The organism is Kingella sp. SNUBH-2017, from assembly GCF_028680565.1.
Classification (GTDB): domain Bacteria; phylum Pseudomonadota; class Gammaproteobacteria; order Burkholderiales; family Neisseriaceae; genus Kingella_D; species Kingella_D pumchi.
This window is the reverse complement of sequence record NZ_JAPHVK010000007.1, coordinates 12422-38372: the sequence shown is the minus strand read 5'-3', so window position 1 is coordinate 38372 and position 25951 is coordinate 12422. Positions and strand designations below refer to the sequence as shown.

Genomic DNA, 25951 nt, shown 5'->3' with positions numbered 1-25951 from the left:
TCATTTCCAAATGATAAATTAACAATAACCGCCGCCGAACGGTCTGTTCGGCGGCGGTTTTCAGGCTGCCTGAAAGGGCGGCGCTTTATTGGCAGTCGATATCCAACATTTTTACCGGCTGGGTTTTGGATAGCGGGATTTTGCATTTGACGCTGTTGGAACCGGTAACCACCAGAACGTCTTTGCCACCGGCGCTGGTTTTGCTGATTTTCAGCGGCTCGGCAACACCGGCGCCCATAGAAGAAGCGCTGACGCTGTCGATCAGTTTTTCATCGCTGATGCCGGAAGTATTGCTCTGGATATTCGGTTTTTTCGGTTTTGCCATCGCCACGGGGCTGGCCAGTAGGGCAAAGGCGGCGAGCAGGGCGGTATAGTGTTGTGTTTTCATAATTCGGTTTCCTTATGATGCGGCCGGTCGGGCCGGTGCGGCACTTTACTGCAAATTGTGTATAAAGGCAGCAGGTTTACGCAAATTTGTGCAAAGCCGGACGTAGGGCTTGGGTGTTGGCGCGGGGGTCGGCCAATACGTCGCCGCCGAGCAGGCATTCCATCTGCAGAATATGTTCCGGCCGTTTGCAGTGCAGGCTGGGGCAGATTGAAGCAGCCTGAAAAGGCAGGCGGTGGCGGCTGGCAAATTGGCGGGCGCGCTCGTTGGCGGTTTGCAGCATAAAGCTCATGCTGATGTCCAAGTAGAATTTCCGCGCCTGCAACACGATGATTCTGGCGGCAAACCAATCGGCTTCGTCGGTGAACTCGCTGGGGCTGTGGCGGCTGAAATCGTGGCGCATCGCGGCAATCAGAATGGCGGCAGTACGGATTTCAGGCAGCATGGCTTCGTGCAGTACGTCGGTTTCGTCCAGCCCTTCGCCGGCAGCCTGTGACGGATTGCGGTGGGCGTTGCCGTCGGTAATCAGGCAGCAGTTGCGCAGCGCCTGTGCGGATTGAGCTGGGTTTTGGTTTTCCGTCGGACGGTTCAAAGCGGCTTTCATCATTCTATTTCCTTGTTTTCTGGCAAACCTGCCGAGAGTCTTGAGACGGTTTGCTTTAAAAACTGCAGAAAACAGAAAACCGCCTCGGATAGGTTCTCGGGGCGGTTTGCTTTGCGTTTAATGGTTGTATGTCTTACCCACGCGCAAAGGGATACCGCACCGAAGTGCAGTACCACCAATAACAGCAAGCGCGCAGTAAAGATTTCATGATTACGGAATTCTTGGGTTTCGAAAAACGATGGGGCGAAACATACGCTTTTTGCTTTTGCTTTGTCAAGGCGGGCGGTGAAAAAATTTCGGCGGTTTGGCTTCGCTTTGGTTTCGGGATGGCGGCAGGCAGCCTGAAATGCCTGAATATTCGCCCTTGCCACTATTGAAAGTGTGGGAAACTTTGTTAGAATGCGCCCTGTTTTGCCTATGCTTTGTGCGTGGCATTTCCGCTGGCGGCCAAAGTGCCGGCAGTGTTGGATTTTTGTTTAATTTATTTAAGGATGACCACATGGCCGTCGAACGCACCATTTCCATTATCAAACCCGATGCCGTCGGCAAAAACGCAATCGGCAAAATCTACACCCGCTTTGAAGACGCCGGTCTGAAAATCGTTGCCGCCAAAATGAAGCATTTGAGCCAAAGCGAAGCCGAAGGCTTTTACGCCGTGCACAAAGAGCGCCCGTTTTTCGCCGATCTGGTGAAATTTATGACCAGCGGCCCGGTGATGATCCAGGTGCTGGAAGGCGAAAACGCCGTGGTCAAAAACCGCGAGCTGATGGGTGCGACCAATCCGAAAGAAGCCGCTGCCGGTACCATCCGCGCGGACTTTGCCGAATCCATCGACGCCAATGCCGTACACGGTTCCGACAGCCTGGAAAACGCCGCCATCGAAATCGCGTATTTCTTTGCCGCCACCGAACTCTGCCCGCGTTAAGTCTTCGGATTTTTCAGGCTGCCTGCCCTTTCAGGCAGCCTGAAAACAGATTCCGGCAGGTAGCCTGAAAACAAAAAAATACAAAATACCGCACAAACACACCAAACGAAACCGACCGAACCATGATGAAAACCAACCTGCTCGACTACGACCTGCCGGCTCTGACCGAACACTTCGCCCAAATGGGCGAAAAGCCGTTTCGGGCGCGCCAAGTGATGCGCTGGATTCATCAGGGCGGTGCGGAAAATTTTGACGAGATGACCGATTTGGCCAAATCGTTGCGCGCCAAACTGAACGAAAAAGCAATCGTCGGCATTCCGGCGCTGATGACTTCGCAGGAAAGCCGTGACGGCACGCGCAAATGGCTGTTGGACGTTGGCACCGGCAACGGTGTCGAAACCGTTTTTATTCCGGAAACCGAGCGCGGCACGCTGTGCATTTCTTCGCAGGTGGGCTGCGCTTTGGAATGCACGTTCTGCTCCACCGGCCGGCAGGGTTTCAACCGCAATCTGACCGCCGCCGAAATCATCGGCCAATTGTGGTGGGCAAACAAAGCGCTGGGCGTTACTCCGAAAAACGAGCGGGTGATTTCCAATGTGGTAATGATGGGCATGGGCGAGCCGATGGCCAATTACGACAACGTGGTTACCGCGCTGTCGATTATGCTGGACGACCACGGCTACGGCCTGTCACGCCGGCGCGTTACCGTTTCCACTTCCGGCATGGTGCCGCAGATGGATCGGCTAAAAGACGATATGCCGGTGGCGATGGCGGTATCGCTGCATGCTTCCAACGACGCAGTGCGCGACCAAATCGTGCCGCTGAACAAAAAATACCCGCTCAAAGAATTGATGGCCGCCTGCCGCCGCTATCTGGTCAAGGCGCCGCGCGATTTTATTACTTTCGAATATGTGATGCTCGACGGCATCAACGACAAAGCCGAGCACGCCCGCGAGCTTTTGGAGCTGGTGAAAGACGTGCCCTGCAAATTCAACCTGATCCCCTTCAACCCTTTCCCCAATTCCGGCTACGAGCGCTCCAGCGGCGAGAATATCCGCATATTCCGCGACATCCTGCAGCAGGCAGGGCTGGTGGTAACCGTACGCAAAACGCGCGGCGACGACATCGACGCCGCCTGCGGCCAGCTTGCCGGACAAGTGAAAGACAAAACCCGCCGCCAGCAGAAATGGCAGCAAATCTATATGGAGAGCCGATAATGCGCCGTTTTTTCCGATCCGTACTGCCGCTGTGCGCCGCCGCAATATTTTTGGGCGGCTGCGTAACCGAAGGTCCGGGCTCCGAACTGACCAAATTTAAAAAACAAAGCAGCAAAGAGCGCCACGAAGAATCGGTGCGCATCAAAACCCAGCTGGCTGTCGAATACATCCGCGCCAAAGATTACCGCGCCGCCACTGCGGCAATCGAAGAAGCCATTCGGGAAAACAGCCGCTACGATATGGCCTGGCTGGTACGAGCGCAGATTTACCAGTTTCTGAAAGTGCCCGATAAGGCCGAGGAAAGTTTCCGCCAGGCCTTGTCGATCAGCCCCAACGGTGCCGAAATCAACAACAACTACGGCTGGTTTTTGTGCAGCATGAGAAACCAGCCCAATGCCGCCATGCCGTATTTCGACCGCGCGCTGGCCGATCCCACCTATCCCGGCCCCGAAGTGTCGTGGCTGAACAAGGGCGTCTGCAGCGCCAAGCAGGGCGCTTACGATTTGGCCGAAAGCTATTTCGAGCGTGCCTTGAATCTGAATCCCGAATTTGTTGTTGTGCATAAAGAGCGCGCCCGCGCCAAGCTTATGGCTGGCAACGTTGCCGAAGCCGACCGCAATTTCCGCATATTCCAGCGCCAAGTGGAAAAACTCGGCGCCGACGATCTCTATTTAGGCTGGAAAATTGCCAAAGCGCAGGGTAAAAAACAGGAAGCTTACGAATACGAAGCCCAGCTGCGCAGCAGTTTCCCCTATTCCGAAGAATTGCAAAAAATCACCACTGGAAGCGAATAATGAGCGAAAACCAAACTCCGTCAGCCATCAGCAGCGCCGACGCTCCGGCAGCGCTGGGTGCCGAGTTGCGCCGCCAGCGCGAAGAGCGCGGTTTGTCTTTGGGCGAAGTGTCCGAGCGGCTGAAACTGCCGGCACGGCAGGTTGAAGCCCTGGAAAACGGCCATTACGGCGATATGCCCGAGCCGGTATTTGTGCGCGGCTTTCTGCGCAGCTACGGCCGCTTTCTCGATTTGGACGAAACCGTGCTCAACAGCTATCTGGCGCACATCGTGCCGCCGGAAAGCATCGAGCGTTCGCGCCCGCAGCAGCATGCGGCCGACAGCATGGTCAACCAAGAATTGAAAAAACCGTTCCCCACTTGGATTTTCGGCCTGCTGGCCGCCGCGCTGCTGGGCGTCGGCATTTATTACTGGCAGGGCAAGTCGCAAAGCGAGCACCTGCGTCAGGAAGCTGGTGCCGGTTCGGCGGTGCAAAGCGGCGGCAGCCAGGCGGCTTCCGAAGTGCCGCTGGCCAACGGCAATATGGTCGTCAAGCCGATGGAAGAGCCGCAGGCCGCTTCCGGCGCGGCGTCGGCACCGGCTGCTGCCGGCGGCGAGCTGGTGATCAACACCCGCTACCGCACCATGTTGACCGTCAGCAATGCCAAGGGCGAAATCCTGATCAACCAAATCGTTCCCGCCCGCAGCGAGCACCGCTTTAAAGACGGCGCCCCCTATGAAGTGCGCTTGGGTTACGCCATCGGTTCCACCGCCAGCTACGGCGGCGAGAACATCGACATCGACAGTAAACGCAAAGGCAAAACTGCCGTCTTTACCGTAGGCAGCACCGTTCAGGCTGCCTCCGCGCCGCAGTAAGGCAGCCTGAAAAAATGAAACCCCTACGCCGCCGCACACACCAAGTCCGCATCGACCATCTGACCGTCGGCTCCGAAGCGCCGGTTGTCGTGCAGTCGATGACCAATACCGACACCGCCGATGCCCAAGCTACCGCCCTGCAGGTGCGCGAATTGAGCGAAGCCGGTTCCGAAATGGTGCGCATCACCGTCAACAGCCCCGACGCCGCATCCAAGGTGGCCGAAATCCGCAGCCGTTTGGACGATATGGGCTGCCCCACGCCGCTGGTGGGCGACTTCCATTTCAACGGCGAGCGCCTGCTGGCCGAGTTTCCCGACTGCGCCCGCGCGTTGTCCAAATACCGCATTAATCCCGGCAATGTCGGCAAAGGCGCCAAGGGCGACGAAAAATTCGCCTTTATGATCCGCACCGCTGCCGAGCACGACAAAGCGGTGCGCATCGGCGTGAACTGGGGATCGCTCGACCAAAGCCTCGCCAAGCGGATGATGGATGCCAACCTGGCATCGGCTAATCCCAGGCAGCCTGAAGAAGTGATGAAGGAAGCCCTGATCGTTTCTGCGCTCGAATCGGCGCAAAAAGCGGTGGATTTGGGGCTGCCCGAAGACAAAATCATCCTTTCCTGCAAAGTGTCCAATGTGCAGGATCTGATTCAGGTTTACCGCGATCTGGGCAGCCGCTGCGCCTATCCGCTGCATTTGGGGCTGACCGAAGCCGGCATGGGCAGCAAAGGCATCGTCGCCTCCACCGCCGCGCTGGCGGTGCTGATGCAGGAAGGCATCGGCGACACCATCCGCATCTCGCTCACCCCCGAGCCCGGTACATCGCGCACGCAGGAAGTGGTGGTGGCGCAGGAAATCCTGCAAACCATGGGGCTGCGCTCGTTCACGCCGATGGTAACCGCCTGCCCGGGCTGCGGCCGCACCTCCAGTACCGTGTTCCAAGAGCTGGCGCGCGACATCCAGCAGTATCTGCGCATGCAGATGCCGGTGTGGAAAGACAAATACCCCGGCGTGGAAAGCATGAACGTGGCGGTGATGGGCTGCGTGGTCAACGGCCCGGGCGAGAGCAAGCTGGCCGATATCGGCATCAGCCTGCCTGGCACCGGCGAAACCCCCATCGCCCCCGTTTATGTGGACGGCGAGCGCAAAGTAACCCTCAAAGGCGACAATATGGCCGCCGAATTTCTGGCGATTGTGCAGGAATATGTTGAAACCAATTACGGCGAAGGCGGCAAGAAACGCAACGCCCCGCGCGTGATTCCGATTCAGGCAGCCTGAAAGGCTTTTTTCCGCCGGACAAGCCCCATTCGTTATTTTCAGGCTGCCTGACGGCAAAAGCAGCCTGAAACAAGGAAACCGCCATGGCTCAATCTCCCCAAAAAACCGGCAGCAGCGCCAAGGCGCCCGCCGCCGAAGCCAAAGACCTGCGGGCGATGCTGCTGCAGCTTTATCTGCTGAACAATCCGCGGCTGGAGCATAAAGTCTTCATCTATTCCTTCAACGGCGTAACCGACGGCAACACCAACCCCTTCCACTTTATCGGCGGCGATCTGCCGGCAAACGTCAAAAAAAGCCTGATTCTGCAAAACCTTGCCAGCGGCGAGATGATTCAGGCTTTTGTGGTGCCCTACGTTGAAAAAGGCCAGACCCAGTTCCAAATCGAAAACAGCGTGCTCTACGGCAACCGCAGCGGCACGCTGATCGAAATCTCGCTGGCGGCCGACAAAATCGGCGGCAGCGAGAAATACCGCCAGTTCAGCGCGCTGGCAGCCAGCATGTTACGCCAGTTCGTGATATAAACCCGTCCGCCGCAGCGTTCAGGCAGCCTGAAAACCGGTTTGCCCGCCCTTTGCGGTGCCTTTTCTTTTTCCACAGCTCAAGATATGGCACAGAAAATCCAAGCCGTAAAAGGCATGAACGACCTTCTGCCGGTCGAACAGGCAGACTTCAAACTCAACGCCGCCCTGTGGCAGGCCTTTGAAGAAACCGTGCTGCGCTGGACGCGCCGCTTCGGCTACGCGCAAATCCGCACCCCCATCGTCGAGCCGACCAATCTTTTCGTGCGCTCCATCGGCGAAGAAACCGACGTGGTCGGCAAAGAAATGTACACCTTCGCCGATTCCAACGACAGCCTCAGCCTGAGTCTGCGCCCCGAAGGCACCGCTTCCTGCCTGCGCGCGGTGGTCGAACACAACCTGCTGTACAACGCCCCGCAAAAGCTGTGGTACATGGGGCCGATGTTCCGCCGCGAGCGCCCGCAAAAAGGCCGCTACCGCCAGTTTCACCAAGTCGGCATCGAAGCGCTGGGCTTTGAAGGCCCCGACATCGACGCCGAAATCATCGCCATGTGCGCCGATTTGTGGCGCGAGCTGGGCATCGCCGAACATCTCACCTTGGAAATCAACAGCCTGGGCAACCGCGAAGAGCGCGCCGCCCACCGCAGCGCCCTGGTCGCCTATCTGCAGCAGCACGAAGACAAGCTCGATGAAGACAGCCGCCGCCGCCTGCACACCAATCCCCTGCGCGTGCTCGATACCAAAAACCCCGAGTTGCAGCAGATTGCCGACAACGCCCCCGCGCTCGTCGATTATCTGGGCGAAGCATCGCAGGCGCATTACGACAGCTTCAAAGCCCTGCTCGACGGCCTGGGCATCCAATACAAAGAAAACCGCCGCTTGGTGCGCGGGCTCGATTACTACAACCAAACCGTATTCGAATGGACGACCGACAAACTCGGCGCCCAAGCCACCGTCTGCGGCGGCGGCCGTTACGACGGGCTGATTGAAGAGCTCGGCGGTAAGCCCGCCCCTTCCATCGGCTTTGCTCTCGGCATCGAACGCCTACTGCTTTTGGTGCGCGAATACGGCAGCCTGAAAGCCGAAGCCGCGCCCGACATCTACATCATGCAGCAGGGCGAAGGCAGCACGCTGGCCGCCATGCGCCACGCCGCCGCACTGCGCGCAGCCGGTTACGCCGTCGCCCAATACTGCGGCAGCCAAAAGCTCAAAGCCCAAATCAAACGCGCCGACCAGTCCGGTGCCCGCTTTGCGCTGATTGTGGCCGAGCAGGAAGTAGCCGATAACAGCGTAACCCTGAAAGACATGCGCGGCAGCCACGAACAAACCACCGTGCCCGCCGCCGACCTGACCGAACAACTCAAACAGTGGAGCCGCTAATGTCCGCCCATCACGACGAACAACAAGACATCGAAACCGCCAAACACCTGTGGCGCAGCGGCGGTAAATGGGTATTTGCCGCGCTGGTGGCCGCCGCTATCGGCTATTTCGGCTATGTGATTTACCAGCACCAGCTCGGCAAACGTGCCGAAGCCGCCGCCGCGCTGGCCGCCGGCGTTGCAGAGGACGAAGGCAGCTTCAAAACCCTGCAGCAGGAATACCCTGACAGCATGGGCGCCGCCGAAGCCGCCTTCCAAGTGGCCGCCAAGCAGTTTGACGCCGGCAAATACGACGAAGCCACCGCCACCTACCAATGGCTGCAGGCCAACAACCCGCAGCCCGCCGTTCAGGCTGCCGCCGTGCAGAACTTGGCCAAAGTGCGCCTGCAGCAGCAAAAATACGACGACGCGCTCAAAGCGCTCGCCACACCGGTCGATGAAGCCTACCGCGGCCTGATCGAAGAAACCCGTGGCGACATCTACAGCGCGCAGGGCAAAACCAAAGAAGCCGCCGCCGCCTACAAAGCCGCGCTGGAAAAACTGCCCGAAGACTCGCCCGCCCGCGACCTGTTGGAAATGAAAACCGCCGACTAAACGCCTTGTCCGGCGGCATAAGGCAGCCTGAAAGCCGTTCCCCCGCTTTCAGGCTGCCTGAACGCTATCTGCAAGGAAAGGAAAACCGTGAAGAGCATCTTGTTTATCCTTGCCGCTTTTGCCGGCACCGGACAACTGGCCGTTTAAGCTTTAGGACGCTTTTTAAAACGTAAAACGCAAAAGGCAGCCTGAAACCCCTTTCCCCCTTTTCAGGCAGCCTGAAACCCGCAGCCTTATTTCCCACCCCGTGCCTATCCCCTGATTGCGCACCTGCTGGCCGCCCGAAACCCGTTTTCAGGCAGCCTGAAACAGAAAGTCAAACTATGAAACCCACCATCGCCCTAGTCGGCCGCCCCAATGTCGGCAAATCCACCCTGTTCAACCGCCTTACCCGCAGCAAAGACGCGCTGGTGCACGATCTGCCCGGGCTCACGCGCGACCGCCATTACGGGCACGGGCGCGTCGGCAGCAAGCCCTATCTGGTGGTGGATACCGGCGGTTTTGAGCCCGTGGTGGACAGCGGCATCCTGCACGAAATGGCGAAGCAAACCCTGCAAGCCGTGGACGAAGCCGATGCCGTGGTGTTTCTCGTCGATGCCCGCACCGGCCTGACGCCGCAAGACAAAATCATTGCCGACCGCCTGCGCCAGTCGCCGCGCCCCGTGTATCTGGCGGTAAACAAAGGCGAAGGCGGCAACCATGCCGTGCTGGCGGCAGAGTTTTACGAACTCGCACTGGGCGAGCCGCATGTGATTTCCGGCGCGCACGGCGACGGCGTTTACTATCTGATTGAAGATATTCTGGAAAACTTCCCCGATGCGGACGAAACGCAGCCTGAAAACAAACACCCCGTGTTTGCCGTAATCGGCCGCCCCAATGTCGGCAAATCCACGCTGGTCAACGCCATTTTAGGCGAAGAGCGCGTGATTGCGTTTGACATGGCCGGCACCACGCGCGACAGCATCCACATTGATTTTGAACGCGAAGGCAAGCCCTTCACCATTATTGACACCGCCGGCGTGCGCCGTCGCGGCAAAGTAGATGAAGCAGTAGAAAAATTCTCCGTTATCAAAGCTATGCAGGCGATAGAAGCGGCGAACGTTGCCGTGCTGGTGCTGGACGCCCAGCAAGACATCGCCGACCAAGACGCCACGATTGCAGGTTTCGCGCTGGAAGCGGGCAGGGCGCTGGTGGTGGCAGTAAACAAATGGGACGGCATCAGCGAAGAGCGGCGCAACGACATCAAGCGCGACATCGCCCGCAAGCTGTATTTTCTCGATTTCGCCAAGTTCCACTACATCTCCGCGCTCAAAGAAAAAGGCATCGACGGGCTGTTTGCCAGCATTCAGGCTGCCTACGACGCTGCCTTTATCAATATGCCCACGCCCAAAATCACCCGCGTGCTGCAAAGCGCGGTGGAACGCCAAGCCCCGCCGCGCGCTGGTTTGGTGCGCCCGAAAATGCGCTACGCCCACCAAGGCGGCATGAATCCGCCGGTTATCGTCATCCACGGCAATTCGCTGCAACACATCTCCGATTCCTACACCCGTTATCTCACCCAAACCTTCCGCAAAGCCTTCAACCTGCAAGGCACGCCGCTGCGGATTCAGTACAACGTCGGCGACAATCCGTATGAAGAGACCGCCGAAAAAGTGAAAAACAAACCGCTGCGCCGCGCCAGCCTGAGCAACCGCATCGCCAAACGCGAAGACCGCAAGGCGGAAAAAACACGCAACAGCGGCGGCAAAAAGAAAACCCGCCAAACCAGCGTGAAAAAACAGCAGGGCGGGAAGTAACGGCAAAGGATAAGGCAGCCTGAAAGCCGGTTTCGGTTTTCAGGCTGCCTGTATGATGCGCGCGCTCAGCGTCCCCAGTTTTTCGGTAAAGGCCGTTTTTGCGATACCGGCGCAAAATCAAATTCCTGTTTGCCGGCCTGCCACACCAGCGGCAGCAGGCAGCTTTGGTTTTCGGCGCGCGATCTGCCGCGGGCTTTGGGGCCGCAGGCATCGCCGCCCATGGCCAGATACAGCTTGCCGCCTATGATGCGGGTGCCGCCCGCGCCGTGGGCGAAGGCTTTTTTCACTTTGCCGTCCGGCTGTCCGGCAAACACCGTTACCTGCCAGCCGCCGGAGCCGCCCAAATCGGGTGCGTTGGCGCACTTGGCCAAAGAAGCGTCATACACATAATCAAGATGGCCGTCGTGATTGAGATCGGCGGTGGATACGGCTTTGCCGTAGGAAAAACGGCCGCCCATATCGCGGCAAACTTCCTGATCACTGTTGATTTCCTGCTGCACGGCGGGGGGCAGGGCGGTTTTGGGCGCGGCAGCGGCGCCGTAGCTTGCTGATGCCAGCACGGCGGCGAAAAAGAGTTTGTTCATGGTGGATTTCCTTCGGTAAGGGGGGCTTGGAAAACACCCGCCGCATGCTGTGCGGCGAGCAAAAGAGTAGGGCTTTTCAGGCTGCCTGAACGGTCGGCTTATGGCGATGCATCGATGTATTGGATGGCCACACGCCCTTTGTTTTGTTTCAGTATCACGCAATATTCGGCGGCGTTTTCTTCGCATACGGATACTTTTTGCCTGCCCTGCCATTTGGTAATCACCACGGTGTCTTCATCGATGTGCCGCTGGGTGTTTTTGGCGGGCAGGGTTTTGGGCATATGGTCTGTGGTATGACCGGCGGCACGCACGGCGGCATAGGCATCGGCCAGCGATGTGCCCGAATAGCTGCATTTGCTGGTACTGGCAAACTCACCGGTGGACGTTTTGCCGCAGGACAGCTTTCCGGCGTGGGCGGATGCGGCGGCCAATGCCAATACGGCAAACAATACACTCGCTTGTTTCATATTTGCTCCTTGTATAAAGGGGGGATAAAAAGAGAAACAAAATATTCTGTTTTCAGGCTGCCTGAAGCAAAACAGGCTGCGGCATTATTCTATATTTTGCGGGGGGGGGGGCAAGTGCGGCAGTTGTAGAAAGCGGCCGCGCTGTTTACACTTGCTGCATTTCGGATACAGGCGCCAAAGCGTGTTTCAGGCAGCCTGAAAGCCGTTTGATAAAAAACAACCCTACACAGGAACCAAAACCCATGATTATCCGAGAAAAGCAGGGCATTTTGCCGATGCTCTTTGCCTGGCGCGGCACCATCTTTCCCAAAGTGCTGCCGGCGATTATCGCCTTATCCGGGCTGTCGGTGGTGATGGGCGTGATGTCGCACTACCGCCTGCTGGCGATTCCCACTCCGCCCCTGGTCGGCTTTACCATTTTCGGCGTGGTGCTTTCGATCTTTCTCGGCTTTCGCAACAACGCCTGCTACGAGCGCTGGTGGGAAGGGCGCAAGCTGTGGGGCAGGCTGGTGGCCACCGAGCGCCATCTGATCCGCGACAGCCGCGTGCTTGATACCGACCGCCGCCGTCACCTGCTCAAGCGCAGCATTCTTTTCACCTGCCTGCTGCGCGACCGCCTGCGCTACCAAACCGCCCACACCGACTTGTTTCTCGAATACGGCGAAGGCGGCGCCGACATCTACCAAAACCACCCCAATCCGCCGCAGTTTGTGCTCGAACAGATGCAGCGCGATCTGATTGCCGCCCTGCGCCAAGAGCAGATCGGCGAAGTAGTCTATAGCGCGCTGACCCACCACATCGAAGCGCTGGGCGAAATCCAGGCCGGCTGCGATCGCATCGCCAGTACGCCGCTGCCCTTTGCCTATTCGGTGCTGCTGCACCGCGCGATTTACAGCTTCTGCATCATGCTGCCCTTCGGCATCGAATCCGTGCTCGGCCTGTGGACGCCGCTGATGGTGGCCTGGCTGGTGTATATGTTTCTCGGCCTGGACGCCCTAAGCTCGCAGCTGGGCGACCCCTTCGGCCTGCAGGAAAACAACCTGCCGCTCGATTCGCTGGTGCGGGTGATCGAGCGCGAAGTGCTCAGCGCGCTGGGCCAGGAAATCCCGCCGCCGCTTGCCGCCGAGCGCTATGTGATGACTTGAGCGCCCAAACGCCAAAAGCAGCCTGAAAGCCGGTTTTTGCCGCTTTCAGGCTGCTTTTTTTCGGATGATGGGTTTTCAGGCTGCCTTTTGCCTGCGCCGCCGTTTTAAAGCAAGCGCCTGTTTTTGCTTCGTAACTTGGTTATGCTGTGCAGGCAGTCTGAAACTTTTGTCCGCCCGAATACCCTAGGCCTTGCGAAAGGTAAGCGCATAAAAACGACCGTCCCACAGCAAATGAGTTTGGCGCTCAAGCGCGGCGGCGGGAATCAGGCTTTCGATGTCGGACAGATCGAAACGTGCGCCGTCAAACGCGCTTCTGGTCAGCGGGTTGCGCCGGTATTGGCGCTCGATCAGATCCTGGGTTTCGTCGGCCACCATCAGCAGCGTGCCGGGCTTGGCCACGCGCAGCATTTCCGCCAGCGCGCGCTGTTTGTTGGAAAAGAAATTGATGCCGCCGACATGAAACACGATGTCGAAACTGTTGTCGGCAAAGGGCAGATCTTCGGCGGCGCAGTGCAGCGGCGTAAACGGCAGCTTGTGCCGCCAGAGCTTATCGGCGCGGCGCAGCATGCCCAGCGACAAATCGGCGCCGACGATATTCAGGCTGCCGGTGTCGATTTGCGGCGGGATAAAGGCGAAATCGCGGCCGGTGCCGACCGACACATACAGCACCGCCGCGCCGTTGCGCCATTCGGGCAGCGCCATCATTTCGCGGCGCATGGCGGCGATGCTGCGGCGGTAAACAAAGCGGTCGGCCAGCCGTTCGCCCAGATCGTAAAGCGCGGCCAGGCGGTTGTAGAGTTTCATGTATTTGCCGTTGTCGCCGGCCAGCTGTTCGGGGGCGAGATAGCGCAAAATGCCCTGCTCGGCGGCCAGCCACGCGGGATTGAGATCGCGGCGCAGCAGCGGGGCGATGGCGGGTGGAATCGGAACCTTCATGGCGCTCTCCTTATCGGTGCCGTGGGAAAAAAGCAGCCTGAAAGCCGTTAAAACCGCAGAACCCCTGGCCAGCTGCCGCGGCATGCTGACCGTGCAGGAAGCCGGTGCATTGCGCGCACGGATAACCGCGCCTTATGCGGCCGACCCTGCCCGCCGCTGCGCCGCCGTCCAAGGCAATATGCACCAACTCATGCGCCGCTACGGCATTACCCCTACCGCACGATAAACCGCAGGCTGCCTGAAACGGCTTTCCGCCGCACCGAAAGCAGCCTGCACTTTCTTCATTCCGCCCGATTGATTTCGGTTTCCAAGCGGATAAATGCGGCAATCATCGCCTGCCACACAGCTTCGGCCACATCGGGCGACAACCCTGCGGCAGCGGCCTGTCCGCAGCGGGCGGCAATCACTTGGGCAACGCGGTCGGGCGCGGCCACGGCTTTTGCATCGCCGCGCGGTTTGAGCCGCCCAGCCTGTTCCACCAACGCCTGCCGTTTGGCGAGCAGCGCAATGAGTTCGGCATCCAAGCCGTCTATGGCTTGGCGGACTTCGGTGAGGGTTTGCGGTAACATGATTCGGCCTCCTAATAAAATGAAAAACACAGCGGCGAGCAACCCTGCCGCATCTAATAAAAAGCAGCCTGCACCCCTTTTCAGGCTGCCTGCATTATGCCGCCAGCGCCGCTGCCAGCGTTTCCACCACTTTATCCTGTTCGTCGAAACTCAAACCGAAATACAGCGGCAGACTGATGGCGCTTTGGTAATAGGCTTCGGCGGCGGGGAAGTCGCCGTTTTGGAAGCCGAAGCGCCGCCGGTAATAGGGCTGGGTGTGGACGGGGATGTAATGCACGTTCACGCCGATGCCGTGGCGGCGCAGGTAGTCGAACACGTCGCGGCGGCTTTTGCCGCTGTCGGCGCGGATTTGCACCGGATACAGGTGCAGCGCCGAGTGGCTGGCCGGGTTGCGCGGCGGCAGGATCAGGGGCAGGGGGGCGAGCAGGCGGTCGTAGCGCCCGGCCAGCTCGTGGCGGCGTTCGACAAATTCGTCCAGCCGCCGCATCTGGCTTACGCCGAGAGCAGCCTGAAGCTCGGTCATGCGATAGTTGTAGCCCAAATCGATTTGCTGGTAGTACCAGCCGCCGTCGGCTTCGTGCGTCATCGCGGCGGGATCGCGGGTTATGCCGTGGCTGCGCAGCAGCGCCATTTTTTCCGCCAGATCGGCGCGGTGGGTCATCGCGGCGCCGCCTTCGGCGGTGGTGATGATTTTCACCGGATGAAAGCTGAAGACGGTGATGTCGCTGTGTTCGCAGGCGCCGACCGGCAGGCTACCTGAAAATGCGCCGACAGCATGCGAGGCATCTTCAATCACCGCAAAGCCGTATTCTTTGGCCAGCGCGCCGATGGCGGCCATATCGCAGGGCTCGCCGCACAGATGCACGGGGACGACGATTTTCGGCAGCCGAGCGCCGGATGCGCGGGCAGCCTGCAGTTTGGCTTCGAGCGAGGAAACCGACATATTCAGTGTGGCGGGGTCGATATCGACAAAATCCACATCCGCACCGCAGTAGAGCGCGCAGTTGGCCGAAGCGGTGAAGGTGATGGGCGAGGTCCACAGCACATCGCCCGCGCCCAGCCCGAGCGCAAGGCAGGCCAGATGCAGGGCGGAAGTGGCGCTGTTTACCGCCACGGCATGCGCGGCGCCGCAATAGGCTTTCAGGCTGCTTTCAAAGGCCGGCACCTGCGGGCCCTGGGTGAGAAAATCGGATTGGAGGACGGCAACGACGGCGTCGATATCGTCTTGGGAAATGGTTTGGCGGCCGTAGGGGATCATGGGGAAAGCTCGCGAAAGGTTGGACGGGGCAGGCAGCCTGAAAAACCGGTTTTGCCGTTTTCAGGCTGCCTTGCGGCTGGGCGGCGCTATTGTAGCAAAAGCTCGCCGGCGGGGCAGGGCGGGCGGCGGCTTCTGATGCGGCACGGCAGCCTGAAAGCCAGCGGCCGAAACGCTTTCGCTATATAATCCGCCCCTTTGCCAACCCGTCTTGCAAGGATATGCCATGACCGATTTCCGTCAGGATTTTCTCCGTTTCGCGCTCGAACAAAAAGTATTGAAGTTCGGCGAGTTCACCACCAAAGCCGGGCGGCCGTCGCCCTATTTTTTCAATGCCGGCCTGTTTAACGACGGCGCTTCCACGCTGGCGCTGGCGCGCTTTTACGCGCAGGCGATCGACGAGAGCGGCATTGCGTTCGACATGCTGTTCGGCCCCGCCTACAAGGGCATTATCCTGGCCGCCGCCACTGCAATGATGCTCGCCGAGCGCGGCCGCAACCTGCCTTTTGCCTACAACCGCAAGGAAGCCAAAGACCACGGCGAGGGCGGCACGCTGGTGGGCGCGCCGCTCAAAGGGCGGGTGCTGATTATCGACGACGTGATTTCCGCCGGCACGTCGGTGCGCGAATCGGTGAAGCTGATTCAGGCTGCCGGTGCCGAGCCGGCTGCGGTGGCCATTGCGCTTGACCGCATGGAAAAAGGCACGGGCGAATTGTCTGCCGTACAGGAAGTCGAGCAGCAGTACGGCCTGCCGGTGGTGGCGATCGCCAATCTGCAGGATTTGTTTGCCATGCTGCAAAACAGCGGCAATGCCGAAATCAGCCGCTATTTGCCGCAGCTGACCGCCTACCGCGAGCGTTACGGCGTCGCCTGATTTTCAGGCTGCCCGGGCGCCGCTTCCGCGGGCAGCGGCAGCCTGAAACGCTTTAAAGCCACCCCAAAGCAGCCTGAAACGGCATCCGCCGCTTTCAGGCTGCTTTTTCGGGCAAAACGCGGCGCGAATTTGCGGCAAAACTGCCAAATGCCGGTGCTTTTGCCGTTTTAATACTGTAAAAACGGGGGCGGAAAAGGTAAAATCCGCGCCAGTTTTCCCACCGTTTTCCCCCGTGGAGCAACCGCCGCATGCTGATTACGCTGATTGTCGTTTTGTTTGCCGTTTTCCTGCTGTTAAGCTGGATTTACTTTTGGCAAAGCCGTGCCTGGAAGGAAGAGCTGGAGTTTTACGAGGCCGAAGCGGCGCGCCACCAGGCCGAGCCCGAACAGATGCCGCTCAATTTCCGCCAGCCGGTGAGCACGCCGCGGCTGCACGACGATCTGGCCTTTATCCTGATGGACGATGACGAGCCGCAGCAGCCGAGCCTGCTGCCTGAAGACGAAGACGCCGCTGCCGATGCCGAAACGCCCGCGCCGGCCAAACGCACCAAACCGGCCGCACCGCCCATCGAACTGCCCGCCGATCCCGAGCCGCTGCCCGCCGCCAAGCCGGCGGTCGGCGCGCAAATTATCACGCTTGACGACATTCTCAGCAGCGAAGTTCCCGCCGCTTCTGCCGGCCACCACGGTACCGACGGCTTTTTCAGGCAGCCTGAAAACTTCGCCGCCCCGCCCCGCCATACTTTTTCCGCCGCACTTTCCGAGCGCGAAACCATCAGCGACGAAGAAGCGCTGCGGCTGGTAAGGCAGGAGCAGGAGGCCGCCGGCAGCAAGCGGCCGGCGCAAACCATCGAAGCCGACGATCCGGCGGTGCAGCGGGTGCGCCGGCGCGCGCTGGAGCAGTTGGAGGAAATCCAAAACAAGCTGCCGCCGCTGCCGCAAATCCGCCGCAGCTACACGCGCGAGCCTGAAGAAATCGACTTGGAAGACATCCGCGAACGGCTAAACCGCCGCCAGAGCGCCCGCCGCGAAATCGAAGAGCCGGCGCCGCCAAGCCCGCAGCCCGACCAGGCGCTCAGCGTGATTCCCGAAGACGAAATCTGGCAAAACCTGAACAACAGCAATGCCGCCGCCTTCCGCCGTAACCGCCGTCCGGCACCGTCTTACGGCAGCTATGCGCCGCCGCGCGCCGAAGCCGTGCCGCAGCCGGCATCTTTTCAGGCTGCCGCCCAGCCCTATGCGCCGCGCGCGCCGGAGATTGTCGACAGCCCGTTTAATTTCCCGCCGCCCGCCGTCGAGCGCCTGCCCGATGCCGGCTATGCCGCCGTGCAGCCTGAAAGCGAATATCCGCCGGCCGCGCCGTTTGCCGCAGAAAGCCAGCAGTACCATTCAGCCGGCACACACGATACCGGTTGGACCGAAGCCGATTTCGAGCAGTATTACCGCGAGCAAAAGCAGCCTGAAAACCGTTTTGCCGAAAGTTTTTACGGCAACAGCGCCGGTACCAGCGGCGACACCGTCAATACCGCCTGGCTGGAGGGCTTGGAAAACCTGCCTGCCGCCGATAACGAAGCGCCCGAGTGGCAGCGCTGGCTGGAATCGGGCGAGGGCTTTGAGCACGGCGAGAGCGGCAGCAACCAGCTGCCGCCGATGAGCCTGCTGCTGCCGCCCAAGCACAATCCGGCGGCGGTGCAGAGCGAGGAAGAGCTGCTGCAAAACAGCATTACCATTGAAGAGAAGCTGGCCGAGTTCCGCGTGAAAGTGAAAGTGCTCGATGCCTATGCCGGGCCGGTGATTACCCGCTACGAAATCGAGCCCGATGTCGGTGTGCGTGGCAATTCGGTGATGAATCTGGAAAAAGACCTGGCGCGCTCGCTGGGGGTGGCCGCCATCCGCGTGGTCGAAACCATTCCCGGCAAAACCTGCATGGGGCTGGAATTGCCCAATCCTAAGCGCCAGACCATCCGCCTGCGCGAGATTTTGGAATCTTCGGTTTTCCAAGACAATCCGTCCAAGCTGGCGCTGGCGCTGGGGCAGGACACCAGCGGTGCGCCGGTAGTAACCGATTTGGCCAAAGCGCCGCATCTGTTGGTGGCCGGCACCACCGGCTCGGGCAAATCGGTGGGCGTGAACGCGATGATTCTGTCGATGCTGTTCAAAGCCCGCCCCGAAGACGTGCGCCTGATTATGATCGACCCGAAAATGCTCGAACTTTCGATCTACGAAGGCATCCCGCACCTGCTGGCGCCGGTGGTTACCGATATGAAGCTCGCCGCCAACGCGCTCAATTGGTGCGTGAACGAAATGGAAAAACGCTACCGTCTGATGAGCCATCTGGGCGTGCGCAATCTGGCCGGCTACAACGAAAAAGTTACTTCCGCCAAAGCCGCCGGCCGCCGCTATGCCAACCCCTTCAGCCTGACGCCCGACAATCCCGAATATCTGGAAAAACTGCCGGCCATCGTGGTGGTAGTGGACGAGTTTGCCGATCTGATGATGACCGCCGGCAAGAAAATCGAAGAACTGATCGCCCGTTTGGCGCAGAAAGCCCGTGCCGCCGGTATCCACCTGATACTCGCCACCCAGCGCCCCAGCGTCGATGTGATTACCGGCCTGATTAAGGCCAACATCCCCACCCGCATCGCCTTCCAAGTGTCGAGCAAGGTCGATAGCCGCACCATCATCGACCAGATGGGCGCCGAAAACTTGCTTGGCCAGGGCGATATGCTGTTTCTGCCGCCCGGCACCGGCTACCCGCAGCGCGTACACGGCGCCTTTGTTGCCGACAACGAAGTGCACGGCGTAGTCGAATACCTGAAGCAAACCGGCGAGCCCGATTATGTGGAAGACCTGCTCAACGGCGGCAGCGACGATCTGTTCGGCGCCAACCCCGCCGGCAGCGGCGGCGAGCGCGATCCGCTGTTTGACGAAGCCGTTGCCGTGCTGCTGCGCACGCAAAAGGCCAGTATTTCGTCGCTGCAGCGCCACCTGCGCGTGGGCTACAACAAGGCCGCTACGCTGTTTGACCAGCTCGAAGCCGAAGGCATCGTTTCCGCGCCCGACCACACCGGCAAGCGCACCATACTTGCCCGCAGTCCCGATTCCGAGTAGCGGCGCGGGCAGCAAAAGCAGCCTGAAAGCCTTTGCGGCTTTCAGGCTGCTTTTGCGCTTGGGCTGAGAGCGGATAAGGCAGGCAGCCTGAAATCCTGCCCGATTGCGCATCCTGCCGGAAACGGCAGCGGCCGTTTTCAGGCTGCTTTTGTCCTTTACTTGGGGTTGCCTGCCCCAAACCGGCAAGGTAAAAAAGCAGCCTGAAAGCCGAAAGCGCAATACCGGGCAAAAGGCAGCCTGAACGTTTCAGGCTGCCTTGTGTTTTTATGTTTGGGTTGTTCAGGCTGCTTCGGGACGATAAAAAGCAGCCTGAACAGCCGGCAAACGGTTTTCAGGCTGCCCGGATGTCCGGCCGGCGTGCTTGGCTTGAAATGAAAGGCAGCCTGAAGCTTTCAGGCTGCCTGTTTTGCCCTTGCCGCAGGGATTTAATGATGTCCGCAGCCGCCGCCGTGGGCTTCGCGCATGGCTTCTTCGGCCTGCTGGTCGGCGTGGTAGCTGGAGCGCACCATGGCGCCGCAGGCGGCGTTGTGAAAGCCCATTTGGTAGGCTTCTTTTTCAAACTGCTTGAACATCTCGGGGGTAACGTAGCGCAGCACCGGCAGGTGGCCGTCGGAGGGCTGCAGGTATTGGCCGATGGTGAGCATTTCGATGTTGTGCGCGCGCATGTCGCGCAGGATTTCGCGCACTTCGTCGTCGGTTTCGCCCAGGCCGACCATAATGCCGGACTTGGTGGGAACGTGGGGCATCATTTCTTTGTAGCGGCGTAAGAGTTCGAGCGAGTGTTTGTAGTCGGCACCCGGACGCGCCATTTTATACAGGCGCGGGTGGGTTTCGAGATTGTGGTTCATCACATCGGGCGGGGTTTCGGCCAGGATTTTCAGGGCGATGTCGAGCCGTCCGCGGAAATCGGGTACGAGAATTTCGATTTTGGTGGTGGGGCTGGTTTGGCGGATGGCGGTGATGCAGTCGGCAAAGTGCTGGGCGCCGCCGTCGCGCAAGTCGTCGCGGTCGACCGAAGTGATGACGACGTAGCGCAGGTTCATGGCGCGCACGGAATTGGCGAGATTCTGCGGCTCTTCGGGATCGAGCGGGTTGGGGCGGCCGTGGCCGACGGCGCAGAAGGGGCAGCGGCGGGTGCACATGTCGCCCATAATCATAAAGGTGGCGGTGCCGCGGCTGAAGCATTCGCTGATGTTGGGGCAGGCGGCTTCTTCGCAGACGGTGTGCATTTTCTGCTCGCGCAGGATGTCTTTAATCTCGAAGAATTTTTTGGGATTGGGCAGCTTGGCGCGGATCCACTCGGGCTTTTTCAGCTTCTGCTCGGGCTGGACGACTTTGATCGGGATGCGGGCGGTTTTGCTGGCGCCGGTGTGTTTGACGCCCTGGCGGTTGTCCAGGGGGTTGGTGGCTTCGGTGGAACTCATTTTGGTGTGTCTTTCGTGTGGGTTTGGGGTTTTCAGGCTGCCTGAAATGGTGCGCTCAGGGTGGTTTTCAATCGGGTTCGGGCTTGATCTGTTTTCAGGCTGCTTGAAAAACCGCCTGCCTTTGCAGATGGCCGGTGAGTTTTTCGGCCACTTCGGCAAGCTCGGGGCAGGGGTGGACAAGCTCGGCGATTTGGGTCATTTCGAGTCCGGCGTAGCCGCAGGGGTTGATGTGGCGGAAGGGTTCGAGATCCATGTTTACGTTGAGCGCCAGGCCGTGATAGACGGCGCCGTTTTTGATGCGCAGGCCGAGCGAGGCGATTTTTTTACCGGCCACATACACGCCCGGGCGTTTGGGGTCGGCGGCCGATTCGATGCCGTATTCGGCAAGGGTGGCGATAATGCTGTTTTCCAGCGCGGAAACGATGCTGCGCACGCCGGTTTTCAGGCGTTTGAAGTCGATCAGGGTATAGACGACAAGCTGGCCGGGGCCGTGGTAGGTAATCTGGCCGCCGCGATCGATCTGGACAACGGGGACGCTGGTGCCGCCGAGCAGGTGTTCGGCCTTGCCGGCCAAGCCCTGGGTGAACACCGGATCGTGCTCCACCACCCACAACTCGTCTTCGGTATCGGCGCCGCGAGCAGCGCTAAACTGCTTCATCGCTTCGAATACCGGCAGATAGGGGCGGCGCCCCAAAAAGACGGTTTTCATTACAGCACGACTTTCACCATCGGATGCGCGGTCAGGCTGCGGTAGATATTGTCCAGATGCTCTTGGTTTTCGGCCTGTACGCTGACGGTGGCGCTGACATAGTTACCCTTGCTGCTGGGGCGGGTTTGGATGTGTTCGTCGGCGGTATCGGGCGCGTGTTCGCGCACGGTTTTGAGAATTTCGCTGTTGAAATCGGGATGTTGCTCGCCCATCACTTTGATCGGGAAGCGGCAGGGGAAGTCGATTAGCGGTTTTTGTTCTTGCTCGCTCATGTGTGCGTCCTTAAAAAACAGGGCGGCATTTTAGCGCAAAGGCTTTGTGCTTCCAATGCCTTTGCTATAATCGCGCGTTTTCTCCCAGCCGCTTTCAGGCAGCCTGAAAGCCCGTTTTCCAACCCACAAGGCAGACTCTATGGCAATCCAATGGTTTCCGGGACACATGAACAAGGCGAAAAAAGCGATTGCCGAACGCCTGAAAAGCGTGGACATGGTGGTCGAAATGCTCGACGCGCGCATGCCCGCTTCCAGCGAAAACCCACTGCTGGCGCAACTCGCGCGCGGCAAGCCAAAGCTGAAAATTTTAAACAAACAAGACCTGGCAGACCCTGAGCGCACCGCCGTCTGGCTCGAATACTTCAACAGCCGTGAAGAAACCCGCTCGATTGCGCTCGATGCGTCCGAGCGCCAAGCCGCGCAGAAACTGATCGCCGCCAGCAGGGCTCTGGTGCCCCACCGCAGCGGCATCGACAAACCCCTGCGCGTGCTCATCTGCGGCATCCCCAACGTCGGCAAATCCACCCTGATCAACGCCATGCTCGGCAAAAAGTCCGCAAAAACCGGCAACGAACCGGGCATCACCAAAGCCGAGCAGCGCCTGCTCTTGGCCGATGATTTCTGGCTTTACGACACCCCCGGCATGCTGTGGCCGAAAATCATCGTTGAAGAAGGCGGCTACAATCTTGCCGCCGGCGGCGCCATCGGCCGCAACGCGCTCGATGAAGAAGAAGTCGCGCTCGAACTTTTAGACTACCTGCGCCGCCATTACCTGCCGCTTTTGCAGGCACGCTACGGCGCCGACAAAGACCCGTCCAGCCACTGGCAGGACGACCAATGGCTCGAATGGGTGGCAAAAAAACGCGGCGCCCTGATGGGCGGCGGCCGTCCCAACTACCAAAAAGCCGCCGAACTGGTGCTCACCGATTTTCGCGACGGTCAAATCGGCCGCATCACCCTGGAAACTCCGCAGCAATGGGAAACCTGGCTGAAAAAAGCCCGCCAGCGCGAAGCCGAACTCAAAGCCCAACGCGAAGCGCGCAAAGCCGAGCGCAAAGGGCAGGCAGCGCCCAAGCCGCAACAGTCACCGCAAGATATGGAAGACTGAGCGCTTTCAGGCAGCCTGAAAACCGTTTTGTAAGAAAGGCAAAAAACCATGCCCTTTACCGACCAAGAAACCCAAGCCCTGCTCGCGCAAAAGGGCGTCGGCAAAACCGTCATCCGGCGTTTGCACGAAATGGGTTTGGACAGTCCCGCCAAACTTGCCGCCGCCGATGTTGCCGATATTTTGGCGCAGGGCGCGGCGCTAACCGGCTCGAGCTGCTGGAAAAACAGCCCGCAGGCGCGCGCCGCCGTTCAGGCTGCCGTTGCTTGGGCGCAGCATTACTGCCGCGACGCCCAAGCCGAAGTTTAGGCAGCCTGAAACCCCAATCCGCCCGAAACCGCCAAACAATGAATACCACCGAACTTGCCGTAATCTTCCTGCCCGCCGGCGTGATGCTGCTGGCTGCCGCCGCGCTGTGGCAGGTTTATGTGGTGCTCAGCGAAAGCTACACCCTGAACCGCTTTAAAGACCGCCAGCTGCTGCTGCCGGCGCTGGCGATGTTTTTCAGCTTCAGCCTGGCCGTGTACTGGCTGTGCCCCAATTCCCGCCGCAAAGGGCGCTGGTTCTTGCTCGCCGGCCTGAGCGGCACGCTGCTTTACGGCCTGGGAATGTGGTGGCTGCGCCCCTATCTGCCCCGCTGAAGCGCCCGATATCACACACACAAGGAACTCAAATGAGCGACCAAACCCTAGACCTGACCGGCCTGCGCTGCCCGCTGCCGATCCTACGCGCCAAAAAAGCGCTGGCCGCCGCCGCCGGCGGCAGCGTGATTACCGTACTCGCCACCGATCCCGGTGCCCCCGGCGATTTCGCCGCCTTCTGCCGCCACACCGGCCACGAGCTGCTGTCGTCCGAAACGCTGGAAAACGGCGTATTCCAAATGGTGATCCGCCGCAAGGCAGCCTGAAAACCGGAAACCGGCAAACAAACGGTGCGCGGGGCGCACCCTACCGCCGAAACTCCCAAAACAGCCCCGCCGTAGGGTGCGCACCGCGCACCAAAAACCCAAAACAAAAAAGCAGCCTGAAACTCCGTTTCCACACTTTTCAGGCTGCCCGAACCCACCAACTACCAAGAACCCGCCAAGAAACCCCAAACCATGCAAACCCTAACCATTACCCGCCCCGACGATTTCCATCTCCATGTGCGCGACGGCGCCGCGCTCAAGTCCGTCGTGCCTTTCAGCGCCCGCCAGATGGGGCGCGCGCTGGTGATGCCCAATCTCAAGCCGCCGGTGGCCACCGTGGCGCAGGCGCTCGACTATAAGCGCCAAATCGAAGCCGCTATTCCCGCCGGCAGCCGCTTCACGCCGCTGATGTCGCTCTATCTTACCGACAACACCAGCCGCGATACCGTGCGCCAAGCCAAAGCCGCCGGCATCGCCGCGTTCAAACTCTATCCCGCCGGCGCCACCACCAATTCCGATTCCGGCGTCAGCGATCTGTTCAAACTGCTGCCGGTATTGGAAGAAATCGCCGCGCAGGATATGCGCTTTCTGGTGCACGGCGAAGTAACCGACCCCGCTATCGATATTTTCGACCGCGAAGCCGTGTTTATCGAGCGCGTGCTGCAGCCGGTGATGCGCGAGCTGCCCGAACTGAAAACCGTGTTCGAGCACATCACCACCGCCGAAGCCGCCGCGCTGGTGAGCGCAGCGGGCGACAATCTGGCCGCCACCGTAACCCCGCAGCATCTGATGTTCAACCGCAACCACCTGCTGGTCGGCGGCGTGCGCCCGCATTTTTACTGTCTGCCGATTATCAAGCGCGAAAGCCACCGCCGCGCCCTGATTGATGCCGTTACCGGTGCGCAGTCCCACAAATTCTTTCTCGGCACCGATTCCGCGCCGCACCCGCGCGGCGCCAAAGAAAACGCCTGCGGCTGCGCCGGTATGTTCAGCGCCGCCAACGCCATCGAAATCTACGCCCAGATTTTCGAAAACGCCGGCGCGCTCGACAAACTCGAAGCCTTTGCGTCGCACAACGGCGCCCGCTTCTACGGCCTGCCGCGCAACAGCGACACCATCACTCTGGTCAAACAGCCCCAGCGCGTACCCGAATCTTTCGCTTTTGGCGAGAGCGAAGTGGTGCCGATGCTCGCCGGCGAAGAGCTGGCGTGGTCGCTGCAAGGCTGATCGCCGAGCGGTTTAATCAAGATACAAAAAAAGCAGCCTGAAAGGTTTTCAGGCTGCTTTTGGTATGCGGCACCCCGTTTTCAGGCTGCTTGGGGTAGGGGAGACCGGTACGGGCGGGCGATACGCATCAGACAATTTTAAAAAACAGCAAGATGCCCATTGCCGCCAAGATCACCGTCCAATAACGGTTTGGGATAAAAAACAGGAAAGAAGCATCGGAAACAAATAAGCGGCTCAGCACGAAATTGAATCCCGCCGCGAATACGAAGCCCACGCTGTCCATTTGCGCCGCCGACGAAAAATAAATATGGGCAGCCAGCATTTGAGCCGCCACCCTGCCGGCCAGCATGCCCAGCCCCATCGCCAAAACCACCAGCAAACCTTTGCCGCTCCAGATAATCATCCTTACCGCTTCCTTTGAAAAAGCGCGGATTCTACTTTAAAGCCTTTCTAGGGTGCTGCGTAATCCTGTAGTTGTTGGTAATCGGCACCTGTGCGGATATAAAGGCTTGACAGCCGGCCGCCAAACGGCAAAAGGCCGGCAAAAACGGCTCCGGCTCCGGCATGATTCATCAGTTGGTAAACCTTAACAGATAACCATTGGGGTCTTGGATAAGAAATTCGACCGGCTCTGCTACGATGCCGCCTTGGATTTCATAAGAGCTTCTTGTCAGCTCCCGATAAATCGCTATCTGCTCCTTTTTCACCGTTTCATAGAGCGCTTCAACATTGTCGGTGGCGATGGAAAAATTGATTCCCCGCCCTAAGGGATAGTCCAATTCGCCGGTATTCCAGCCCTTGTCATGGATTTGCTCAAACATAAACTGGCTGCCTTGGAAAGACATAAAAACAAACTTGTCTGCTTTGCGTTCATATTCTGTTTTGAAACCCAGTTTTTCATAAAAGTCTTTTGTTTGCTGGATATCAAATACAGAAAGTTCCGGGATCAGTTCTTTAAATTCCATAGCGGTTTTCCGTTGGTTTAAATCTGTTTGCAGCAGGCAGCCTGAAACCATTTTCAGGC

The 25951-nt window shown here is 59.4% G+C and carries 30 protein-coding genes; 18 read left to right on the top strand and 12 right to left on the bottom strand.

What is annotated here, in order from left to right; genetic code table 11:
• Positions 1-85: 85 nt before the first annotated feature.
• The gene (locus tag OP500_RS06880; RefSeq protein ID WP_238745751.1) at positions 86-388 is read right to left on the bottom strand and encodes a hypothetical protein; all 303 of its coding nucleotides are present in this window, start codon (positions 386-388) and stop codon (positions 86-88) included.
• A 76-nt stretch (positions 389-464) separates the two neighbouring features.
• Positions 465-992 carry a hypothetical protein gene (locus OP500_RS06875; protein ID WP_238745753.1) on the bottom strand — a complete coding sequence of 176 codons (528 nt, stop codon included), beginning with the start codon at positions 990-992 and terminating at the stop codon, positions 465-467.
• Between the two features lie 496 nt (positions 993-1488).
• Between OP500_RS06875 and ndk the strand changes: the two genes are divergently transcribed.
• The 9 genes from ndk to der all read left to right on the top strand — a co-directional run bounded on the left by ndk (position 1489) and on the right by der (position 10343).
• Positions 1489-1914 (top strand): nucleoside-diphosphate kinase, encoded by a 426-nt coding sequence (gene ndk, locus OP500_RS06870; protein ID WP_238745755.1) that lies wholly within the window; start codon positions 1489-1491, stop codon positions 1912-1914.
• A 125-nt stretch (positions 1915-2039) separates the two neighbouring features.
• Positions 2040-3131 carry a 23S rRNA (adenine(2503)-C(2))-methyltransferase RlmN gene (gene rlmN, locus OP500_RS06865; protein WP_274070580.1) on the top strand — a complete coding sequence of 364 codons (1092 nt, stop codon included), beginning with the start codon at positions 2040-2042 and terminating at the stop codon, positions 3129-3131.
• A complete protein-coding gene (pilW, locus tag OP500_RS06860; RefSeq protein ID WP_274070545.1) occupies positions 3131-3925 on the top strand; it encodes a type IV pilus biogenesis/stability protein PilW in 795 nt (264 codons plus the stop codon). The genes rlmN and pilW overlap by 1 nt, the downstream gene beginning before the upstream one ends.
• On the top strand, positions 3925-4779 hold the full coding sequence (locus OP500_RS06855; RefSeq protein WP_274070544.1) for a helix-turn-helix domain-containing protein: 855 nt from the start codon (positions 3925-3927) through the stop codon (positions 4777-4779). The genes pilW and OP500_RS06855 overlap by 1 nt, the downstream gene beginning before the upstream one ends.
• Before the next feature lie 14 nt (positions 4780-4793).
• Complete coding sequence (gene ispG, locus OP500_RS06850) at positions 4794-6056, top strand: flavodoxin-dependent (E)-4-hydroxy-3-methylbut-2-enyl-diphosphate synthase (RefSeq protein WP_238745761.1); 1263 nt, start codon at positions 4794-4796, stop codon at positions 6054-6056.
• 83 nt (positions 6057-6139) lie between these two features.
• On the top strand, positions 6140-6577 hold the full coding sequence (locus OP500_RS06845; RefSeq protein ID WP_238745763.1) for a hypothetical protein: 438 nt from the start codon (positions 6140-6142) through the stop codon (positions 6575-6577).
• Between the two features lie 84 nt (positions 6578-6661).
• Positions 6662-7954: a histidine--tRNA ligase gene (gene hisS / locus OP500_RS06840; protein WP_238745765.1), complete on the top strand. Its 1293-nt coding sequence runs from the start codon at positions 6662-6664 to the stop codon at positions 7952-7954.
• Positions 7954-8547 (top strand): YfgM family protein, encoded by a 594-nt coding sequence (locus OP500_RS06835; RefSeq protein ID WP_274070543.1) that lies wholly within the window; start codon positions 7954-7956, stop codon positions 8545-8547. Before hisS ends, OP500_RS06835 begins: the two co-directional genes overlap by 1 nt.
• 323 nt (positions 8548-8870) lie before the next feature.
• Positions 8871-10343 (top strand): ribosome biogenesis GTPase Der, encoded by a 1473-nt coding sequence (gene der, locus OP500_RS06830; RefSeq protein WP_274070542.1) that lies wholly within the window; start codon positions 8871-8873, stop codon positions 10341-10343.
• A gap of 65 nt (positions 10344-10408) precedes the next feature.
• Here the strand turns inward: der and OP500_RS06825 are convergent, their stop codons facing one another.
• A complete protein-coding gene (locus OP500_RS06825; RefSeq protein WP_274070541.1) occupies positions 10409-10927 on the bottom strand; it encodes a hypothetical protein in 519 nt (172 codons plus the stop codon).
• A gap of 98 nt (positions 10928-11025) precedes the next feature.
• On the bottom strand, positions 11026-11394 hold the full coding sequence (locus tag OP500_RS06820; protein ID WP_274070540.1) for a cytochrome C: 369 nt from the start codon (positions 11392-11394) through the stop codon (positions 11026-11028).
• 242 nt (positions 11395-11636) lie between these two features.
• Between OP500_RS06820 and OP500_RS06815 the strand changes: the two genes are divergently transcribed.
• On the top strand, positions 11637-12539 hold the full coding sequence (locus OP500_RS06815; RefSeq protein WP_274070539.1) for a bestrophin family protein: 903 nt from the start codon (positions 11637-11639) through the stop codon (positions 12537-12539).
• Between the two features lie 183 nt (positions 12540-12722).
• Here OP500_RS06815 and OP500_RS06810 read toward each other — a convergent pair whose 3' ends face one another.
• Positions 12723-13475: a class I SAM-dependent methyltransferase gene (locus tag OP500_RS06810; protein ID WP_274070538.1), complete on the bottom strand. Its 753-nt coding sequence runs from the start codon at positions 13473-13475 to the stop codon at positions 12723-12725.
• Between OP500_RS06810 and OP500_RS06805 the strand changes: the two genes are divergently transcribed.
• A complete protein-coding gene (locus OP500_RS06805) occupies positions 13474-13701 on the top strand; it encodes a hypothetical protein (RefSeq protein WP_274070537.1) in 228 nt (75 codons plus the stop codon). The genes OP500_RS06810 and OP500_RS06805 overlap by 2 nt on opposite strands.
• Before the next feature lie 55 nt (positions 13702-13756).
• Here OP500_RS06805 and OP500_RS06800 read toward each other — a convergent pair whose 3' ends face one another.
• Entirely contained in the window at positions 13757-14044 is a 288-nt protein-coding gene (locus tag OP500_RS06800) for a chorismate mutase (protein WP_274070536.1), read from the bottom strand.
• A gap of 94 nt (positions 14045-14138) precedes the next feature.
• Positions 14139-15302, bottom strand: a complete 1164-nt coding sequence (pseC, locus tag OP500_RS06795) for a UDP-4-amino-4,6-dideoxy-N-acetyl-beta-L-altrosamine transaminase (RefSeq protein ID WP_274070535.1) — start codon at positions 15300-15302, stop codon at positions 14139-14141.
• Between the two features lie 223 nt (positions 15303-15525).
• Between pseC and pyrE the strand changes: the two genes are divergently transcribed.
• Together pyrE and OP500_RS06785 are read left to right on the top strand one after the other, a co-directional pair.
• Positions 15526-16173, top strand: a complete 648-nt coding sequence (gene pyrE / locus OP500_RS06790) for an orotate phosphoribosyltransferase (protein ID WP_274070534.1) — start codon at positions 15526-15528, stop codon at positions 16171-16173.
• 248 nt (positions 16174-16421) lie between these two features.
• Entirely contained in the window at positions 16422-19283 is a 2862-nt protein-coding gene (locus tag OP500_RS06785; protein ID WP_274070533.1) for a DNA translocase FtsK, read from the top strand.
• Positions 19284-19708: 425 nt separating this feature from the next.
• Here the strand turns inward: OP500_RS06785 and lipA are convergent, their stop codons facing one another.
• From lipA to OP500_RS06770, 3 genes are all read right to left on the bottom strand, one after another.
• A complete protein-coding gene (lipA, locus tag OP500_RS06780; protein ID WP_238745780.1) occupies positions 19709-20707 on the bottom strand; it encodes a lipoyl synthase in 999 nt (332 codons plus the stop codon).
• A gap of 94 nt (positions 20708-20801) precedes the next feature.
• Positions 20802-21416, bottom strand: coding sequence for a lipoyl(octanoyl) transferase LipB (gene lipB, locus OP500_RS06775; RefSeq protein WP_274070532.1), 615 nt, complete (start codon positions 21414-21416; stop codon positions 20802-20804).
• Positions 21416-21688: an HP0495 family protein gene (locus OP500_RS06770; RefSeq protein WP_238745782.1), complete on the bottom strand. Its 273-nt coding sequence runs from the start codon at positions 21686-21688 to the stop codon at positions 21416-21418. The genes lipB and OP500_RS06770 overlap by 1 nt, the downstream gene beginning before the upstream one ends.
• Before the next feature lie 139 nt (positions 21689-21827).
• Here OP500_RS06770 and ylqF point away from each other — a divergent pair, with 139 nt between their 5' ends.
• The 5 genes from ylqF to pyrC all read left to right on the top strand — a co-directional run bounded on the left by ylqF (position 21828) and on the right by pyrC (position 24927).
• Complete coding sequence (gene ylqF, locus OP500_RS06765; RefSeq protein WP_238745784.1) at positions 21828-22796, top strand: ribosome biogenesis GTPase YlqF; 969 nt, start codon at positions 21828-21830, stop codon at positions 22794-22796.
• 48 nt (positions 22797-22844) lie between these two features.
• Positions 22845-23102 carry a recombinase RecA gene (locus tag OP500_RS06760; RefSeq protein ID WP_238745786.1) on the top strand — a complete coding sequence of 86 codons (258 nt, stop codon included), beginning with the start codon at positions 22845-22847 and terminating at the stop codon, positions 23100-23102.
• Positions 23103-23140: 38 nt separating this feature from the next.
• Positions 23141-23434: a hypothetical protein gene (locus OP500_RS06755; RefSeq protein ID WP_238745788.1), complete on the top strand. Its 294-nt coding sequence runs from the start codon at positions 23141-23143 to the stop codon at positions 23432-23434.
• A 32-nt stretch (positions 23435-23466) separates the two neighbouring features.
• Positions 23467-23700, top strand: coding sequence for a sulfurtransferase TusA family protein (locus tag OP500_RS06750; protein WP_238745790.1), 234 nt, complete (start codon positions 23467-23469; stop codon positions 23698-23700).
• A gap of 192 nt (positions 23701-23892) precedes the next feature.
• On the top strand, positions 23893-24927 hold the full coding sequence (pyrC, locus tag OP500_RS06745; RefSeq protein WP_238745792.1) for a dihydroorotase: 1035 nt from the start codon (positions 23893-23895) through the stop codon (positions 24925-24927).
• A gap of 127 nt (positions 24928-25054) precedes the next feature.
• On the opposite strand, the gene OP500_RS06740 is transcribed toward pyrC, so the two are convergent.
• Together OP500_RS06740 and OP500_RS06735 are read right to left on the bottom strand one after the other, a co-directional pair.
• Entirely contained in the window at positions 25055-25330 is a 276-nt protein-coding gene (locus OP500_RS06740; RefSeq protein ID WP_238745794.1) for a hypothetical protein, read from the bottom strand.
• 169 nt (positions 25331-25499) lie between these two features.
• Positions 25500-25892, bottom strand: a complete 393-nt coding sequence (locus OP500_RS06735; RefSeq protein ID WP_238745796.1) for a bleomycin resistance protein — start codon at positions 25890-25892, stop codon at positions 25500-25502.
• Positions 25893-25951: the final 59 nt, after the last annotated feature.

Bases quoted from the DNA above. Each gene is read 5' to 3' on its own strand.
- OP500_RS06880 (WP_238745751.1), bottom strand. From the start codon at position 388: ATGAAAACACAACACTATACCGCCCTGCTCGCCGCCTTTGCCCTACTG.
- OP500_RS06875 (WP_238745753.1), bottom strand. From the start codon at position 992: ATGATGAAAGCCGCTTTGAACCGTCCGACGGAAAACCAAAACCCAGCT.
- ndk (WP_238745755.1), top strand. From the start codon at position 1,489: ATGGCCGTCGAACGCACCATTTCCATTATCAAACCCGATGCCGTCGGC.
- rlmN (WP_274070580.1), top strand. From the start codon at position 2,040: ATGAAAACCAACCTGCTCGACTACGACCTGCCGGCTCTGACCGAACAC.
- pilW (WP_274070545.1), top strand. From the start codon at position 3,131: ATGCGCCGTTTTTTCCGATCCGTACTGCCGCTGTGCGCCGCCGCAATA.
- OP500_RS06855 (WP_274070544.1), top strand. From the start codon at position 3,925: ATGAGCGAAAACCAAACTCCGTCAGCCATCAGCAGCGCCGACGCTCCG.
- ispG (WP_238745761.1), top strand. From the start codon at position 4,794: ATGAAACCCCTACGCCGCCGCACACACCAAGTCCGCATCGACCATCTG.
- OP500_RS06845 (WP_238745763.1), top strand. From the start codon at position 6,140: ATGGCTCAATCTCCCCAAAAAACCGGCAGCAGCGCCAAGGCGCCCGCC.
- hisS (WP_238745765.1), top strand. From the start codon at position 6,662: ATGGCACAGAAAATCCAAGCCGTAAAAGGCATGAACGACCTTCTGCCG.
- OP500_RS06835 (WP_274070543.1), top strand. From the start codon at position 7,954: ATGTCCGCCCATCACGACGAACAACAAGACATCGAAACCGCCAAACAC.
- der (WP_274070542.1), top strand. From the start codon at position 8,871: ATGAAACCCACCATCGCCCTAGTCGGCCGCCCCAATGTCGGCAAATCC.
- OP500_RS06825 (WP_274070541.1), bottom strand. From the start codon at position 10,927: ATGAACAAACTCTTTTTCGCCGCCGTGCTGGCATCAGCAAGCTACGGC.
- OP500_RS06820 (WP_274070540.1), bottom strand. From the start codon at position 11,394: ATGAAACAAGCGAGTGTATTGTTTGCCGTATTGGCATTGGCCGCCGCA.
- OP500_RS06815 (WP_274070539.1), top strand. From the start codon at position 11,637: ATGATTATCCGAGAAAAGCAGGGCATTTTGCCGATGCTCTTTGCCTGG.
- OP500_RS06805 (WP_274070537.1), top strand. From the start codon at position 13,474: ATGGCGCTCTCCTTATCGGTGCCGTGGGAAAAAAGCAGCCTGAAAGCC.
- OP500_RS06810 (WP_274070538.1), bottom strand. From the start codon at position 13,475: ATGAAGGTTCCGATTCCACCCGCCATCGCCCCGCTGCTGCGCCGCGAT.
- OP500_RS06800 (WP_274070536.1), bottom strand. From the start codon at position 14,044: ATGTTACCGCAAACCCTCACCGAAGTCCGCCAAGCCATAGACGGCTTG.
- pseC (WP_274070535.1), bottom strand. From the start codon at position 15,302: ATGATCCCCTACGGCCGCCAAACCATTTCCCAAGACGATATCGACGCC.
- pyrE (WP_274070534.1), top strand. From the start codon at position 15,526: ATGACCGATTTCCGTCAGGATTTTCTCCGTTTCGCGCTCGAACAAAAA.
- OP500_RS06785 (WP_274070533.1), top strand. From the start codon at position 16,422: ATGCTGATTACGCTGATTGTCGTTTTGTTTGCCGTTTTCCTGCTGTTA.
- lipA (WP_238745780.1), bottom strand. From the start codon at position 20,707: ATGAGTTCCACCGAAGCCACCAACCCCCTGGACAACCGCCAGGGCGTC.
- lipB (WP_274070532.1), bottom strand. From the start codon at position 21,416: ATGAAAACCGTCTTTTTGGGGCGCCGCCCCTATCTGCCGGTATTCGAA.
- OP500_RS06770 (WP_238745782.1), bottom strand. From the start codon at position 21,688: ATGAGCGAGCAAGAACAAAAACCGCTAATCGACTTCCCCTGCCGCTTC.
- ylqF (WP_238745784.1), top strand. From the start codon at position 21,828: ATGGCAATCCAATGGTTTCCGGGACACATGAACAAGGCGAAAAAAGCG.
- OP500_RS06760 (WP_238745786.1), top strand. From the start codon at position 22,845: ATGCCCTTTACCGACCAAGAAACCCAAGCCCTGCTCGCGCAAAAGGGC.
- OP500_RS06755 (WP_238745788.1), top strand. From the start codon at position 23,141: ATGAATACCACCGAACTTGCCGTAATCTTCCTGCCCGCCGGCGTGATG.
- OP500_RS06750 (WP_238745790.1), top strand. From the start codon at position 23,467: ATGAGCGACCAAACCCTAGACCTGACCGGCCTGCGCTGCCCGCTGCCG.
- pyrC (WP_238745792.1), top strand. From the start codon at position 23,893: ATGCAAACCCTAACCATTACCCGCCCCGACGATTTCCATCTCCATGTG.
- OP500_RS06740 (WP_238745794.1), bottom strand. From the start codon at position 25,330: ATGATTATCTGGAGCGGCAAAGGTTTGCTGGTGGTTTTGGCGATGGGG.
- OP500_RS06735 (WP_238745796.1), bottom strand. From the start codon at position 25,892: ATGGAATTTAAAGAACTGATCCCGGAACTTTCTGTATTTGATATCCAG.